Source organism: Sphingomonas sp. BGYR3, assembly GCF_025153455.1.
In the GTDB taxonomy this organism is placed as follows: domain Bacteria; phylum Pseudomonadota; class Alphaproteobacteria; order Sphingomonadales; family Sphingomonadaceae; genus Sphingomonas.
The window spans coordinates 1,672,042-1,687,068 of sequence record NZ_JANZNT010000001.1 but is presented as its reverse complement, the minus strand read 5'-3'; the positions used below and the strand labels follow the sequence as shown (position 1 = coordinate 1,687,068).

Genomic DNA, 15,027 nt, shown 5'->3' with positions numbered 1-15,027 from the left:
TAAAAGCTTTATTGACTGTATTATCGAGTAGTTTAGCGATTAGAATTAAAATGATTCCTCTCCGAACATTATACGTTATTGGCATTGGATTGAGCGCTGCAATGCTGGGAATTAACTTGCAGCCCCCGCCAATTGACGCGTGGATTTTGCCGGCTGTTGTCAAGTCAGCCAGCGCTCGTGACCTCATAAACGACGAAGCTAGTGGTACGATTACGGCGCGAACACAGAAGGGCGCAGTGCACTATCGCTGGAAACCCGACATACGTGCCGGCCGAGGGGCGGGCATTTTGTCGGTTGTTGCGTCAGTGGACGTCGCCCCCATTGAAATCCGCTACGCGCCGCAGTGGGCCGGGCAGCGGGTAAGTGTAATATCGACTGACTTGCGGTCCGTCGACAACGAGATAAGGCTGATTCAACAGGTCGACGTTGATGGGGAAAGGGTGAAGCTTGCCCTTGTCGCCCGGATCGCGAGTGGGGCGCTAAATCTAGAAATGACTTGCGACAAGCCATTGGTTTCGGCGCTTCGGATCAACGCGCCGGTCGCCGCTGCGCTTAACCGGATAGCTCTACCTTATAGTCCGGTTCCATTTTATCGTATCAGCAACAACGGGCTGTTCATTTCTTCATACCTCGACTGGTCAACAAGTGCCTCTACGCGGTACGATGGGAGCGGGGCACTGTATGAACCCAAGACCGATGGTCGACGGAATCTTCTCCATGAACGGTTGATTGTCCGCGTGTCTGGGCAGTTGAAAGATGTCCTGCCCAAAAACAGCTGGTCACGCTCGCGATACTATGATCGTGTTGGGGGGCGGCTAGTCATTGATGTCACCGAAACCCTGCCGTTTGCCAATATAGAGGCAGGGATTGATCATCTTATTGCTGCCGGGCTGTCGGATTGCATCCTGATCGTCCATGTATGGCAGAAGATGGGCTATGATAATGGTTTGCCTGTTGTGCTGCCGGCTAATGCATTTTTGGGTGGGGCGGAGGTTCTAAGGTCGATTGGTCGCAAGGTGAAATCCGTCGGGTGTGAATTTGCGCTGCACCAGAATTACATCGATCAGTACCCTAATTCAGGTGAGTTTGATCCGACCAGTATTGCTGTAGACAGTAATCGTTCAATGTTGAAAGCGTGGTTGAACACGTCGGTTGGCCAACAATCTTATTCGCTTCGGCCAGACATGTTTGTGTTAATGGCACAACGTTATTCGCCAGCGATTAAGCAGACGCTGGGAACAACGGCAGCGTTCGTCGATGTCAATTCGAGCTTTCTGCCTTGGGAGCGGGTCGATATGGAGGCGAGCCGACCCGGTGCAGGCCGCTTCAGCGCCTTTCTGGCCGGCTCCAAGGCGATGTTCGAGGCGCTGCAATCCGTCGAAAAGGGGCCGGTTTTTGGAGAGGGGCATCAGCATTTCTACTGGACCGGCGCGCTGGACGGCGTCGAGGCGGAAATGACGGTGGGCTATGCCGGGGACATCCGCGACGCGCCGCTGTGGGTCGATTTCGATCTGCTCCGGATCCATCCGTACCAGCATAATTTCGGCATGGGTTTCTATAATCGATACGCGCCGGCAACGGCTGCCTCGCGCGATCCAATGACTGAGGAACGCACTCGCGATCTCTATCGGACGCAGCAACTGGCTTTTGCCCATCTGCCGTATCGCTCGCAGACGCTGTGGGCCGATCCGCGGTTGTTCGTGCAGGAAGCGGCGCTGTCGGTGCCAGTGGCAAAAGGTTATCGCCGCGCAGCTGCTACCGAGATCCGCTACCCGGTCGATGGCCAGTGGCAACCGATCGAGGCTGCATTGCCGCGGGCTGCAGGACGGGCGGTGCGGGTGCGCTATGACAACGGCCTCGTCATTACGGCCAATACCGGGACTGCCCCGGTCACCGACGGCAAAGGGCGACAGGTCGCAAGCGCCGGTTGGTCGGCATATGGCGCCGGAATAGAGGGCTGGTCGACGACAATGGCCGATGGTCGCAGTGACTTCATGCGCGATGCCGCAAGCATTTATGCCGACCCACGGGGCGTCGCTGGCAATTGGGGCCGCCGGGGAACCGGGCCGGCGGCGCTCGTCGATTTTGGCGTGCTTCGCACCAACGGGCAGACTTGGCTGCGTTGTGCCGGTGGGCGCTGGACGATCCTCGGCTTCGCTGATCGAGGCACGGTGGATATTGAGGTAGAACGATCCGCCGTTGCTGCGCCGTCGTCCCTGAGGAGCGAGAGGACCGCGGCCGACGCCCGGGTCGAGCCCGGCAGCGTTCCGGGTTGGTGGCGGGCGCGCCTCCTATCGGGTCAGCGCTATACCACGTCGGTGGCATGCAGCGCCGGGTGATGCCGTACCGCCGGACGAGCACAACTTCGCCATGGAGCCGGTTGGCATAACCGGCTAGAGGCACGGGTCAGAGACAGCGTGCGGGACCGGCACCGGGTGCCGGAGGACAATAGGGGCTATGGACACTCTTTTGATATCGGCCGATTTCTTCGGGTATCCGCAGGAAATCGTGAAAGTGCTGGAAGCGCGCGGTCGATCGGTCTTATGGTGTAACGATCGCCCGGCGAACGATACCAAGACCAAGGCGCTTGTCCGGCTGTCGCCCAAACTGGTCGAGCGAAAGAGCGCGGAGTATTTCGAGCGGATTTTCCGCCAGGCCGCCGAACATGACATTCGCGACGTCGTCATCATCAAGGGCGAAGCCCTCTCGGTGGAAACGATCCGACGGATGCGTACCCTGCTGCCAAAGGCACGGCATACGCTGTATTTCTGGGACAGCTATCGCAACATGCCCAAGGGGTCGTCGGACAAGGTTGACCTGTTCGACCGCGCGTTCAGCTTTGATATCGAGGATGTCAGTGCGGACCCCCGGCTGACCTATCGCCCGTTGTTCTACATCGAACAATATGCCGATGTCGGCGATGTCGAGCAGGACATCGATCTGCTGTTCATCGGCACGGCCCATAGTGACCGGGTCAATGTCCTGCAGCGTATATCGGCGGCGATGCCGGCGGGCTTCGAGCTTCGCAAGATTCTATTCGCGCGCAGCCATCTGCTTCACCGGATTCAGAACATCGTCAGCGCACCGTATCGCCAGACGCCCGAGCAGGATTTCATCTTCAAGCCGTTACCAAAGGCCGAAGTGCAGACGCTGATTGCGCGGGCAAAGGTCGTTCTGGACATCGAACGCAATGTGCAGACCGGCTTCACCATGCGCACGATCGAGATGCTCGGTGCGGGCCGCAAGCTCATCACGACGAACCCTTCGATCAAGCGCGCCGATTTCCATCATCCGCAGAATCAGTATCTGATCGATCGCGACAATCCCGTCATCGACCCGGCGTTCCTGCAAACGCCGTGGTATCCGATGGATCGGGCCCTGCTCGATCGGTACAGCCTTTCGAAATGGGTATCTGACGTTTTCGACTGATCCGGCGGTCAAATCGGACGTATTGAAAATCCAGAACGCGGCGTCATCGCTGACCGCCGCCTGCGATGGTGGCGGGGAATTCCTGTTGCTCTGTCGCGAGCGGCATGGCGGTCACCGGCAGCGGCTACCGTGGCCTTTCGGCCAACCCAAGGTCGCCTGCCGTTTTTCCAGTCATTGCAAGGATCGGTGACGGACCGCCGTCTCCTTCAGACCTGAACCGATGTCAGGGCCGCTCCGGCGTGATCTTGATCGTGTCGAGCCAAACATGGGTATCGCCGACTGGCGCCGTCGCGATGCCAACCCATTGTGTTGGGCAACCAGCGGGTGGGACGACGAAGCGGAACCGGAACGGCGCCCCAGATTCGGGTGCGGTGGGCAGGGTGAACCGCGCCATGGGCTTTGCGTTACCACACGCGATGGTGATTTCCGGCCGGTTGATCGGGTCGGCGGGAACGTCGCCGACGATACCGGATAATAGATACGTCCCTGCGGGCAGGCCGACGAGCTGCTGTGCCGCTCCCCCGGTCGTATCGCTGCTCGTCTCGATCCGCAGGCCCAGCGTGCCGTTCGGGACGGTGTCGCGATAGGCGCGGATATTGGATTCGTCACGCATCCACCAGGCAAACGGCAGAATGCCCTCGGGCGCGTCGAAGTCGCCGCCGCGAAGCGACCGGTTCGACCCCTTGATCCCTTCCAGCGCGTTCGCCGCGCGAACGGCCCCGAGTTCGCCATTGGTCGCAATCATTCGGCGCAGGACGTTTTCCGTCAACACGCGCTCATCCGATCGGGCGATGTTCGGGCGAACATTTGCCAGCACCGTTTCGATGACCTGCGGATCGCTGCCGTCCTCTCCGAGGAACTGCAGGTAATCCTTCCACCACAACGGCCGCTGGCGAAGAATGGGAACGAGAGCGCTCAGGATATCCGGCGAGGATGCCGCGCTGTTCATGACGGGTAGCAACTGGGGCCGCAGATCGATCGAGACCCGCATTGCGTGATCGTAATGGGTCAGCGCCTCACCGATCTGGTTGCGGGAGACCGCATCCTCGATCAGCCACATTTCGGTCAGACGGTTACGGCGCGAGGCCGCTTCCGACAGCTTGAACAACGCGCGTGCCCGATCAGCATTGCCGCGCAGATCGTCCAGCCCGGCCAGCGTGCCGAGCACCTGTGTGTTGACCGGCTCGCGCAGTGCTGCTTCGCGCAGGGTCGCCCGCATCCGGTCCATGGTTTCTGCCGAAGGTTGTGATTGACCGAGGAGTAGATCGCGACCCTGAGCGACCTTTGCATTCACGCCGGACGGCCAGATCGAGCGCACGCCGTCCGGCATCTCGCGCGCAATCGTGAAGTTGGCGGTGACACCGATGGAGATCCACAGGACGAAGGCGCCGGCGACGAGGATCGCCGCCGCACGCAACATCATCGAACTGCGAAGCACCATCAGCCCGCCTATCTTGCAGAGCCGGAGGTCGCGCTTTCGCCGTACCCATAGCCATAGCCATAGTCATAGCCATAGCCGGTGAAGGCGCGCTTGGAATCGAACTTGGTCACGACGGCGCCGAAGATAGTCGTGTCGCCGTTGCGCAGGCGGGCGATCGCGGTGCGGGCGCTGGACTTGTTCGTGCCATGCGCTTCGATGACGAAGCAGACGCCTTCGACATTGTTGGCGATCAGCGGTGCATCGGCAAACCCCATGACCGGCGGCGCATCGATGATGACATGGTCAAAGGTTTCGAGCAGCTTTTCGAGGATCGACGCAAACTGGGTGCCTGCGAGCAGTTCGGCCGCGCTTGGCGGCGTCGTGCCGGCGGCGATGATCGACAGATTGGCAATGTCCGTGGCTTGAGCCGCGTCCTGCACCGTCGCGCCGCCCGTCAGTATCGTGCTGAAGCCTGGCAACTGATTGAGGCCCAGCATATGATGGATGCTGGGCGAGCGCATATCGCCGTCGACCAGCACAACCTTGCGGCCCCGCGCCGCCAGCGTCTTGGCCAACGCGAACGACGTCAACGACTTGCCCTCGTTCGGCCGCGAGCTGGTGACGACCAGTGCGCGCGGGAAGCCGTGCGTCGTCGCCAGCGCCAGCGAGGTCTGGACGGAGAAATAAGCCTCGTTGAGTGCCGATTTGGAGTCGCGCATTGCCGCAAGCGGTTCTTCGCTGATCTTTGGAACGACGCCGATAAGCGGGATCCGGAGCAGCTCCGGAACCTCTGCCGGATCGGACAGCGAGTCTTCCAGCTGGTCGAGCGCAAAGGCAAGCGCCACACCGGCCAGCAGGCCACCCAGCAGGGCAAAGGCGAGATTGAGCCACAGGCGCGGGCTCGACGGCTTGTCCGGCAGGTCGCCAGCATCGACAACCGCGATGTTGTTGACCCCAACGCCGCCAGCGACACCAATTTCCTTGTAGCGCTGCAAGAGTGCATCGTACAACTGGCGGTTGGTATCCACCTCGCGCATCAGGATATTGTACTGGGTGCTGCGGCGCCGCAGGTCGAACAGGTTGGACTTCAGCTTGTCGACCCGGCTCACAAGGGCTGCTTCGCGCTGCTGGGCCGCCTGATAGGTTTCCTGAAGCGTCGACCGCACCCGGCCCTCTTCGCGAGCGATCGACCGGTCGAGCGTGTCGAGTTGCGCCTTGATCGCCATCGCCGGCCGGTACGCCGGATCGAAGCGCTGCATCATGTCGGCATATTGCGCGGCAAGGTCGGCACGGCGGGCCCGCATCTGCGAAATGGCGGTGTTGTCCAATGCCTCTTCGACATCACCGCCGCTTGCACCAAGGCGGCTTTGCGCCGCGATCCGCTGGGCCGTGGCGGTAGCCAGTTCCTTGTTCAGGATCACCAGATCCTCGGCAACCAGCGACCGCTCCGGGGGCGCGCTTGCGCCTGGCTGGGTCGGTGCCTCGCTGGGCAGGTTCACGATGCCCTGCTGCGCTGCATAATCGACCAGCTGGCGTTCGGCCTGATCGATCCGGGTCCGCAGTTGGCCGAGACGATCCTCCAGGAACTTGCGAGCATACGCCGTCGCCGCATAGCGCCGGTCGAGTGTCGCCTGGACGAAGTGCGACGCCCAGGAGTCGACGATCCTCTTCGAGAAGGCAACGTCCGGGCTGGTGAAGCTGATGGTCGCCAGACGGGACTGGCGTTGGATCGAGATCCGGAGATGGTCCAGCAGGATGTCGCTGGCTTCGCGAACCCGCTCGTCACGGGTGGATGCGCCCGGGATCAGTCGCTGGTCGTCAAACCAGCTTTTGGCTTTGCGCGATCCGAACATCTCGAAGAATTGCGCATTGTCCTGCAACCGCGCATCCGTCGCGACGCTGCCGGCGAGCGCAACCGAGCGGAGCAGCCCGGCCTGCGTCTCGTAAAATTCCGGGTCGACGGTGCTCGACGTCTTGGAATCTACGCCGTCGACATTGGTGAAGTTGCGCGTCTCTCGCTGAATCTCGACGACCGCGCTCGACGTGTATTGCGGCGTCATCAGGAGCGTGATGACCAGCCCCAGCAGTACCGCGGCGACCACGAAGCCCGCGATCAGCCATTTGCGCTTCTTGAGCACACCCAAAACATGCGCCAACGAGAAATTCGTCCCTGACGATGCAGGACCAGCTTCTCTGATCAGTACACTGTCGGGATCGCGCGGTCCGTCAGCGGCTCGTTGGTACTGCATGGCGTATATCTAACTCTGGCAGACGATTACTGGGTGATCAGGAAGATCAGAGGCGTAGTGATGAGCGGCGCGGCACTGATCAGATCGCGGAAGAGGCGACGTGCCTGATCGTCACCGACGTAGATGACGTCGTTCGAAAATATTTCCGGATCTTCATACATCCCCTGCCGGATCGCGCGCAGATCGTAGAGCGCGGCATAGCGCTTGCCCTCGACGTTGCGGAACACGACGATGTAATTCTCGCGGGCGAATTCGGTCGTGCCGGACGCGCGTGCGACCGCGCGCATCAGCGACATGCGACCAACCAGCGGATAGATCCCCGGCGTCGTCACCGATCCGTCGACCGTAAAGATCTGGCTTGCGGCGGTCACGATATTGACCGTCACCTGCGGGTCGCGAACATGCGCCTGACGGAATCGGGTGACGAGGTCGGCGGTCAGCTCGTCAGCGGTCATTCCCGATGCCTTGAGCGAGCCGACGAGCGGTAACGCGATCTGGCCGGTCAGGTCGACCGTTACATTCTTGCTGAGTTCGTCGATCCCGAAAACGTCGACGGTAAGCTGATCCGACGGGCCGATTACATAGGGCCGCGAAGGAATGACAAGGTCCTGTCGGACTGGTTCTGGAAGCGGCTTGTTGTCGAAAACCGTAAGGTCCGGTCGTCCTTCGAAACGGGGTGAAGCACACGCGGAAACGGTCAACGCAATCATCAACACGCCGCAGGAAAACAGTCTGTTTTTCATTGAGACCTTGCCAAATGCAGGCCCATCCGGGCCATTCCCGGTTAGCGGCGGCCTTTCCGTTATGCAACCCTTCCCGATTTTTCAGCGCGCTGGAGGCGATCAATGACACAGGGCGCCGCCCTGTACCGGGTATCGGTCGGGGTCTGCATCCGTCGCCCGGCCCCCGCTGCGACGGAACGGTAGTTGGGAAAGGTATATCGCGGTAGGTCCAGCATCCAGGGCTGGCATTGCGATGGACACGGCGCAGATCGGAGTGCAAAAGATCGCGATGAATTTCTCGCGCGAGTTGATTGCATACGGGATCATCGGCCTTGTCCTCGTACTCGGCATTCCATGGCTTTTGATGGTGCTTCGCCGTCGCCGTCGGCGGCGACTTCGTGAGCGTGGAATCAAACGGTATGGACATTGAAAAAGGTCTTCAGTTCCCTTTTTGCTGATCCTAAAGGACGCGTGATGCTTCGTCTGTCATTCCCGCCCGTCGCCTTCTTGCTCGTCTCTGGCTGTGCGCAAGCCGCGTTCGCGCCGGGTACGCTGCCCAAGGGCGCTACCAGCGGCATCTATACGAGCGCCAATACGCAGACCGTCGCATCGTGTATCGCATCGCGGATCGGCAGCACCGTTCAGCCGGCGGGCGACCGGCTTGTCGTCGCCTCGGTCCGTCATCGGGGATTGAGCTACAGCGTCGGTCCGAACGATCCCGATAGCATCTATCCGACCCAGATCGCGATCACTGACGCCGGCGGCCGCGTCGGCACGGTTGTTGATGGTCAGGAATCCCGCGACATCGATCATTGTGCGACATCATGGGAAACCACGCAGTGAGCCGCCATGCGGTGGTTGCCGGTATGATGTTGGCAGCCATCGAGCTGGCGGGGACGGCGGCGGCGGCCCAGACGGTGCCGCCAACGCTTGCCTATTGCTCGGCTCCAAGCACCAGTCCGCGGGGCCCCGGCCTCATCATCACGGGTATTTTCACCACCCGGTCCGACATGACGTTCGCCAAGAACACTTTCACGAACTTCCTCCGGACGACCTACGCGCCATATGGAAATGGGTGGGTTTTCAAGGAGGCTCAGGTGTCTTGCGTCAACTTTCTTAATCGTCGCAAGGCTGAAATACAGCGCAGCCTCGATATCTCGCGCGTTCCGCAACCCGTGCAGTCAGTCTTTCATGTCACCTTTCAGGTGGGCTGACCGACGGGTCGCGTTTCTGTTTAATCTCCCTCCACCGCCTTCAGGATCGCGCGGCCATAGGCGGTTTTCTTGAACCGTTCGCCGGCGGCGCGGGCCTTGTCGGCGTCGATGAAGCCCATTTCGAAGGCGATTTCCTCGAGGCAGGCGATCTGGATGCCCTGGCGGTGCTGGAGCGTGCGGACGAACTCGCCCGCTTCGAGCAGACTGTCGTGTGTGCCCGTGTCGAGCCAGGCATAGCCGCGGCCCATCTGTTCGACGAACAGGTCGCCGGCCTCCAGATACAGGCGGTTGAGGTCGGTGATCTCAAGCTCGCCGCGCGCGGAGGGTTTCAGGTTTCGGGCCATTTCGACAACGCGGTTGTCGTAGAAATAAAGGCCGGTGACCGCGTGGTTCGATTTCGGCCGCTCGGGCTTTTCCTCAAGGCTGATCGCCTTGCCGCCCTCGCCGAACTCGACGACGCCGTACCGCTCCGGGTCCTCGACGCGGTAGCTGAACACCGTTGCGCCGGTCGGCCGGGCGACGGCACTGGCCAGCAGGTCGGTAAGGTGCGCGCCGAAGAAGATGTTGTCGCCCAGCACCAGCGCCACATGGTCGTCGCCGATAAAGTCCGCGCCGATCGTGAACGCCTGGGCCAGCCCGTCGGGGCTCGGCTGCTCGGCATATTGAATGTCGAGGCCAAAGGCAGAGCCGTCCTGGAACAGCCGCCGGTAATTGTCGAGATATTCGGGGCTGGAGATGATCAGGATCTCCCGGATCCCCGCCAGCATCAGCACGCTCAGCGGGTAATAGATCATCGGCTTGTCATAGACCGGCAGCAGCTGCTTGTTGACCGCGAGGGTCGCGGGATGCAGCCGGGTGCCCGATCCGCCGGCGAGGATGATGCCCTTCATTTCGGTACTCCGATGAGTTCGTCGAGGATGTCGCCAAGCGCCGCCTGCCACGGTCGCGGTTCGATGCCATATGCGGCGCGGATCGCGTCGTGGCTGAGCAGCGAGTTGGCGGGCCGGCGGGCTGGCGTCGGATAATCGGCGGTGGCGATCGGCTTGACCGCGGCAACCGCGCCGCCCCGCGCGCCGCTCTGCGCGAAGATTTCGCTCGCAAAGCCGGCCCAGCTGACCGCGCCCGCATTGCTGAAGTGGAAGGTGCCGGTGGGTGCCCCCTCGTCCTCGATCAGGCGGATCGCGATGGTGAGGAGCGCGGCGGCAAGATCGGCGGCGCTGGTCGGGCTGCCGCGCTGGTCATCGACAACGCCCAGTTCGTTGCGGGTCGCGCCCACGCGCAGCATCGTCTTGACGAAGTTATTGCCATGCGCGGACACGACCCACGCCGTCCGCACGATCGCATGGCGCGCGCCCGACGTCCGCACCGCCAGCTCGCCGCCAAGCTTGGACGCGCCATAGACGCCCAGCGGGGCGACGGGATCGTCCACGTCCCAGGCACCGGCCTTGTCGCCGGCAAAGACGTAATCGGTCGAAACCTGCACGATCGGTATGCTTGCTGCGGCGCAGCCTTGCGCAAACGCGGCCGGTGCCATGGCGTTGACCGCCCAGGCCGTCACCTGATCGCTCTCCGCCTTGTCGACCGCGGTATAGGCCGCCCCGTTGATGACGGCGGCCCAGGGGCGCTCGGCCACCTTGGCGGCGATCGCGGCCGTATCGGTCAGGTCGAGCGTGTCGACATCGACCGCATGGATCGCATAGCCCGCCGGCAGCGCCGCGCGGCGAAGCTCGGTGCCGAGCTGCCCGCCCGCGCCGGTGACGAGGATTTCGCGCATCAGGCCGCGACACCGCGGCGTTCGGCCGCCTTGGCCGCGACCAGCGGGCGCCACCAATCCTCGTTGGCGAGATACCATTCGACCGTCTTGCGGATGCCCGTCTCGAACGTCTCCGCCGGCGTCCAGCCCAGCTCTTCGCCGATACGGCTCGCATCGATGGCATAGCGCTTGTCGTGGCCGGGGCGGTCGGCGACCTCTGTCATCTGTTCGGCATAGGGGCGGCCATCGGCGCGGGGGCGCAGTTCGTCGAGGATGCTGCAAAGCGTCTTCACCACCTCGATATTCTGCCGCTCGTTATGCCCACCGACATTATAGGTGCGGCCCGGCGTGCCCCGCTCGAACACCGCCTGCAGCGCGCGGACGTGATCCTCGACATACAGCCAGTCGCGGACCTGATCGCCCTTGCCGTAAATGGGCAGCGGCTCGCCATCCAGCGCCTTTGCGATCATCAGCGGGATCAGCTTTTCGGGGAAGTGATACGGCCCATAATTGTTCGAACAGTTGGTGATCAGCACCGGCAGGCCGAACGTGTGCCCCCACGCGCTGACCAGATGGTCAGACCCCGCCTTCGACGCCGAATAGGGCGAGCGCGGGTCATAGGAGGTTTCTTCGGTGAAAAGGCCGGTGTCGCCCAGCGTCCCGTACACCTCGTCGGTCGAGATGTGGTGGAACCGGAACGCCGCCTTCGCCTCCGGGTCAAGGCTCAGCCAATAGGCGCGCGCCTCGGCCAGCATCGTATAGGTGCCGACGACGTTGGTCTGGATGAACGCGCCCGGCCCGTCGATGGAGCGGTCGACATGGCTTTCCGCCGCCAGATGGGTCACGACGTCAGGCTTGAACTCGTCGATTGCGGCGCGAACCGCCTCTGCATCGCAAATATCGCCCTGAACGAAGCGATAGCGATTCGAATTCGCCACCCGCTCGACCGTCGACAGCGTGCCCGCATAGGTCAGCTTGTCGAAGTTCAGAACTTCGTGGGTGGTGTTCTCGATCAGGTGGCGAACCAGCGCCGAACCGATGAAGCCGGCGCCGCCGGTGACGAAAATGCGCATGGAAATGTCCTTCAGGCGAGCGGCGCCAGCGGGCGGCCGTCATAGGCAAAGGGGCTGTCGAACTCGGCAAGCGTCGGCTGCACCTTGTCCTTGGGGCTGAGTTCGGGGGTGGTCCCCGCAGGCATCGGCCAGTCGATGCCGACGCTGTCCCACCGGATGCCGCCGTCGTTCGCCGGGGCATAGGTGTCAGAGCATTTGTAGGTGACTTCGCAATCGGGCTCCAGCGTCAGGAAACCGTGCGCGAAACCGATCGGGATGAACAGCTGATGGCCATTTTCGGCGGAAAGTTCGGCACCGACCCACTGGCCATAGGTGGGCGACCCGCGCCGCACATCGACCGCGACATCGAAAATCCGCCCGCGGATGCATCGGACAAGCTTGTCCTGCCCCCGGTCCGGTGTCTGGAAATGCAGACCGCGCAGGGTGAAGGCCGGGACCGAAAGCGAGTGATTGTCCTGCACGAACGTGCAGGGAATACCCAGCGCGGCAAAGGCGGGCACCGAATAGACTTCGGTGAACCAGCCACGGTCGTCGCCGAAGCGCTTGGGACGGATAAGCTGGACGGGCGGAGTGTCAGTCATGGCGGGTGCCTAACCGGATCGGGTACGACCTGCAACTTGCTGCCGTACGACTGTCTTATTTTCCTCGCGTTACCGCAAACGTCGTCTTGAGGGCTTGGTAAAGCAGATCCCTCATTTCATGATCCTGTTAACGCCCATTATCGGACGCTAAGGCGGGCGTTGCGGATCGATAGGCAGACAACGCTCGCCGCCTTGCCCAGCGGCACAGCATCATGCAGGCGCCGACGAAGCACGGCCTTTCGCGTCGCGACTTCGATGTTTCGCGTGATTCTTTGAAGGTAAGTCTTCTCAACAGAAGCGATTTCACGGTCGCCAAAGCCGCCCCTTGCGTAGCCCTGGATGGCCACTGATTGGACGCGAAGGATTGTGGGCACACCGGGGCGGCGATCTGCACAAACTCTTCGGTTTCGAGGGTGCTCATTCGCGAGATGCTCGGCGAATGGAAAATGGTGCCCAGAAGAGGACTCGAACCTCCACGACCTTGCGATCGCCAGCACCTGAAGCTGGTGCGTCTACCAATTCCGCCATCTGGGCACGGGGTAGGCGGCGGCGTCTAGGGGGAGAGCGGGGCGCTTGTCAACAGGGGAAGTTGCCGGATCGGAAACAGGGACCGTTGCGGCGCATCGCGGCGGCTTGGTCTTGCCGTTTGTGGTCACAAAAGGCATTGGGGCGCCGACCCATGGATCGTGTGATCCCAAGCATGAGGCAGTGATGCAGGACCGGCTGATTACCCTGTTCGGTGGCGGCGGATTTCTGGGCCGGTATATCGCCCAGGAATTGCTGGCTGCGGGCGCGCGCGTTCGCATTGCACAGCGCGATCCGCGCAAGGCGTTCTATTTGAAGCCGCTCGGCGGCCTTGGTCAGGTTCAGTTCGTGGCGGCCGATATCACCCGGCCGGACAGCGTGGCCCGCGCGATTGCCGGGTCGGATGCGGTCGTGAATCTGGTCGGCATCCTGAACGGCAAGTTCGATGCGGTGCACGCCGTCGGCGCGGGCAATGTGGCGCGGGCGGCGGCCGATGCCGGCGTGTCGGCGCTGGTCCAGATTTCCGCGCTGGGTGCCGATGCCGGTTCGCCCAGCGCCTATGGCCGGTCAAAGGCGGCGGGCGAGGCCGCGGTGCTGTCGGCGTTTCCGGCGGCCACCATCCTGCGTCCATCCATCGTGTTCGGCCGCGAGGATCAGTTCGTCAATCGTTTCGCCGCCATGATCGCGGCGGCCCCGGTCGTCCCGGTGCTGAAAGCCGATGCGAAGTTTCAGCCGGTTTATGTCGCCGATGTGGCGCAGGCGGTGGTCTGCGCGATTGCCGATCCCGGCAAACATGGCGGCAAGACCTATGCCCTGGGCGGGCCGGACATCATCACGATGGGCGGCCTCAACCGCTGGATTGCAGAGGCGATCGGCCGGTCGCCCGCCATTGTCGAGCTGCCCGACTGGGTCGGCGGCGGCATCGCCCGGCTGGGCTTTCTGCCCGGTGCGCCGATCACCCGCGATCAATGGGCGATGCTGCAAAGCGACAATGTGGTGCCGGCGGGTGCCGAGGGGATCGAGGCATTCGGCATCGATCCCGTGCCGCTGGCCACGGTCGCGCCGGGATGGCTGGTGCTGTATCGCCGCCATGGCCGATTTGCCACGCCGCCGGCCTGATCCCGCACCTCTGCTCCCCTGGCCCGCGGGCCGCCCCCAACGCCGCTGCCGGAGACCCGAATGAGCCCGTTGCTGATCGCCATCCTGCTCGGCATCGTCGAGGGCGTGACCGAATTCTTGCCGGTGTCGTCGACCGGCCACCTGATGCTGGCGACCGAATTTCTGGGGTTCAGCGCGGCCGACTGGTCGGTGTTCAACATCGCCATTCAGCCGGGCGCGATCCTGGCGATCGTGCTGCTGTACTGGCGCACGTTCCGCGACATGGCGGTCGGCCTGTTCCGGCTGGATCCGCTGGCCATCGCCTTTACCCGCAACCTGCTGATCGCGTTCATCCCTGCGGTGGTCCTTGGCCTGGCCTTTGGCGATGCGATCGAGCTGTTGCTTGAGAATATCGTGGTCGTCGCCTGGGCCCTGGTGATCGGCGGCATCGCCATCCTGGTCGTTGAACGGTTTGCCCGGCCCACCGATTCGGGCGGCGTGGCAAAGGTCGGTTTTCGCACCTCTGCCGCGATCGGGCTGGTCCAGTGCCTGGCCATGGTGCCGGGGGTCAGCCGGTCGGGCGCCACCATCCTGGGCGCGATGGCGATGGGCGTGGATCGCAAGACGGCGGCGGAGTTCAGCTTTTTCCTCGCCATGCCGACGCTGGCCGGCGCAACGGTGCTTCAGCTTGCCAAGCATGGCGACGCGCTGACCGGCGACGATCTGGGCCTGATCGCTGTGGGTGCCGCGGTGTCGTTCGTCGTCGCGCTGGTGGTGGTGAAGGCGTTCCTGTCGATCGTCACGCGTTACGGCTTTGCCCCCTTTGCCTGGTATCGCATCGTGCTGGGCGCGGGCACGCTGATCTGGCTTGCAGTGAGATAAGGCCGATACGGACATTGTGAAAGGAAGTTGCGCGGCTAAATCCGGCATCTGACGCCCCGGCCAGGAATAATAGGTCATAAT

At 62.6% G+C, this 15,027-nt stretch carries 13 protein-coding genes and 1 tRNA gene; 6 read left to right on the top strand and 8 right to left on the bottom strand.

Annotation, left to right across the window (positions count from 1 at the left end):
- Positions 1-89 precede the first annotated feature (89 nt).
- Positions 90-2,339, top strand: coding sequence for a DUF5696 domain-containing protein (locus tag NYR55_RS07950; RefSeq protein ID WP_260020675.1), 2,250 nt, complete (start codon positions 90-92; stop codon positions 2,337-2,339).
- A gap of 118 nt (positions 2,340-2,457) precedes the next feature.
- The gene (locus tag NYR55_RS07945) at positions 2,458-3,429 is read left to right on the top strand and encodes a hypothetical protein (RefSeq protein ID WP_260020674.1); all 972 of its coding nucleotides are present in this window, start codon (positions 2,458-2,460) and stop codon (positions 3,427-3,429) included.
- A 223-nt stretch (positions 3,430-3,652) separates the two neighbouring features.
- Here NYR55_RS07945 and NYR55_RS07940 read toward each other — a convergent pair whose 3' ends face one another.
- Genes NYR55_RS07940 through NYR55_RS07930 form a run of 3 tightly spaced genes read right to left on the bottom strand, consistent with a single transcriptional unit; the run spans position 3,653 to position 7,841 of the window.
- Positions 3,653-4,870 carry a hypothetical protein gene (locus NYR55_RS07940; protein WP_260020673.1) on the bottom strand — a complete coding sequence of 406 codons (1,218 nt, stop codon included), beginning with the start codon at positions 4,868-4,870 and terminating at the stop codon, positions 3,653-3,655.
- An 8-nt stretch (positions 4,871-4,878) separates the two neighbouring features.
- On the bottom strand, positions 4,879-7,098 hold the full coding sequence (locus NYR55_RS07935; protein WP_260020672.1) for a polysaccharide biosynthesis tyrosine autokinase: 2,220 nt from the start codon (positions 7,096-7,098) through the stop codon (positions 4,879-4,881).
- A gap of 26 nt (positions 7,099-7,124) precedes the next feature.
- A complete protein-coding gene (locus tag NYR55_RS07930; RefSeq protein ID WP_260020671.1) occupies positions 7,125-7,841 on the bottom strand; it encodes a polysaccharide biosynthesis/export family protein in 717 nt (238 codons plus the stop codon).
- Positions 7,842-8,246: 405 nt separating this feature from the next.
- On the opposite strand from NYR55_RS07930, the gene NYR55_RS07925 reads away from it, so the two are divergent.
- Together NYR55_RS07925 and NYR55_RS07920 are read left to right on the top strand one after the other, a co-directional pair.
- Positions 8,247-8,663 (top strand): hypothetical protein, encoded by a 417-nt coding sequence (locus NYR55_RS07925; RefSeq protein WP_260020670.1) that lies wholly within the window; start codon positions 8,247-8,249, stop codon positions 8,661-8,663.
- Positions 8,660-9,034, top strand: coding sequence for a hypothetical protein (locus NYR55_RS07920; RefSeq protein ID WP_260020668.1), 375 nt, complete (start codon positions 8,660-8,662; stop codon positions 9,032-9,034). Before NYR55_RS07925 ends, NYR55_RS07920 begins: the two co-directional genes overlap by 4 nt.
- A 20-nt stretch (positions 9,035-9,054) precedes the next feature.
- On the opposite strand, the gene rfbA is transcribed toward NYR55_RS07920, so the two are convergent.
- The 5 genes from rfbA to NYR55_RS07895 all read right to left on the bottom strand — a co-directional run bounded on the left by rfbA (position 9,055) and on the right by NYR55_RS07895 (position 12,975).
- Positions 9,055-9,924, bottom strand: a complete 870-nt coding sequence (rfbA, locus tag NYR55_RS07915; RefSeq protein ID WP_260020666.1) for a glucose-1-phosphate thymidylyltransferase RfbA — start codon at positions 9,922-9,924, stop codon at positions 9,055-9,057.
- Positions 9,921-10,808, bottom strand: a complete 888-nt coding sequence (gene rfbD, locus NYR55_RS07910) for a dTDP-4-dehydrorhamnose reductase (RefSeq protein ID WP_260020664.1) — start codon at positions 10,806-10,808, stop codon at positions 9,921-9,923. Before rfbD ends, rfbA begins: the two co-directional genes overlap by 4 nt.
- Complete coding sequence (gene rfbB, locus NYR55_RS07905; RefSeq protein ID WP_260020663.1) at positions 10,808-11,860, bottom strand: dTDP-glucose 4,6-dehydratase; 1,053 nt, start codon at positions 11,858-11,860, stop codon at positions 10,808-10,810. The genes rfbD and rfbB overlap by 1 nt, the downstream gene beginning before the upstream one ends.
- 11 nt (positions 11,861-11,871) lie before the next feature.
- A complete protein-coding gene (gene rfbC, locus NYR55_RS07900; protein ID WP_260020661.1) occupies positions 11,872-12,441 on the bottom strand; it encodes a dTDP-4-dehydrorhamnose 3,5-epimerase in 570 nt (189 codons plus the stop codon).
- A 447-nt stretch (positions 12,442-12,888) separates the two neighbouring features.
- Positions 12,889-12,975, bottom strand: a tRNA-Leu gene (locus NYR55_RS07895).
- 177 nt (positions 12,976-13,152) lie between these two features.
- Between NYR55_RS07895 and NYR55_RS07890 the strand changes: the two genes are divergently transcribed.
- A complete protein-coding gene (locus NYR55_RS07890; RefSeq protein ID WP_260020660.1) occupies positions 13,153-14,085 on the top strand; it encodes a complex I NDUFA9 subunit family protein in 933 nt (310 codons plus the stop codon).
- 60 nt (positions 14,086-14,145) lie between these two features.
- Positions 14,146-14,946 (top strand): undecaprenyl-diphosphate phosphatase, encoded by an 801-nt coding sequence (locus tag NYR55_RS07885; protein ID WP_260020659.1) that lies wholly within the window; start codon positions 14,146-14,148, stop codon positions 14,944-14,946.
- The last annotated feature ends 81 nt before the right edge of the window (positions 14,947-15,027 follow it).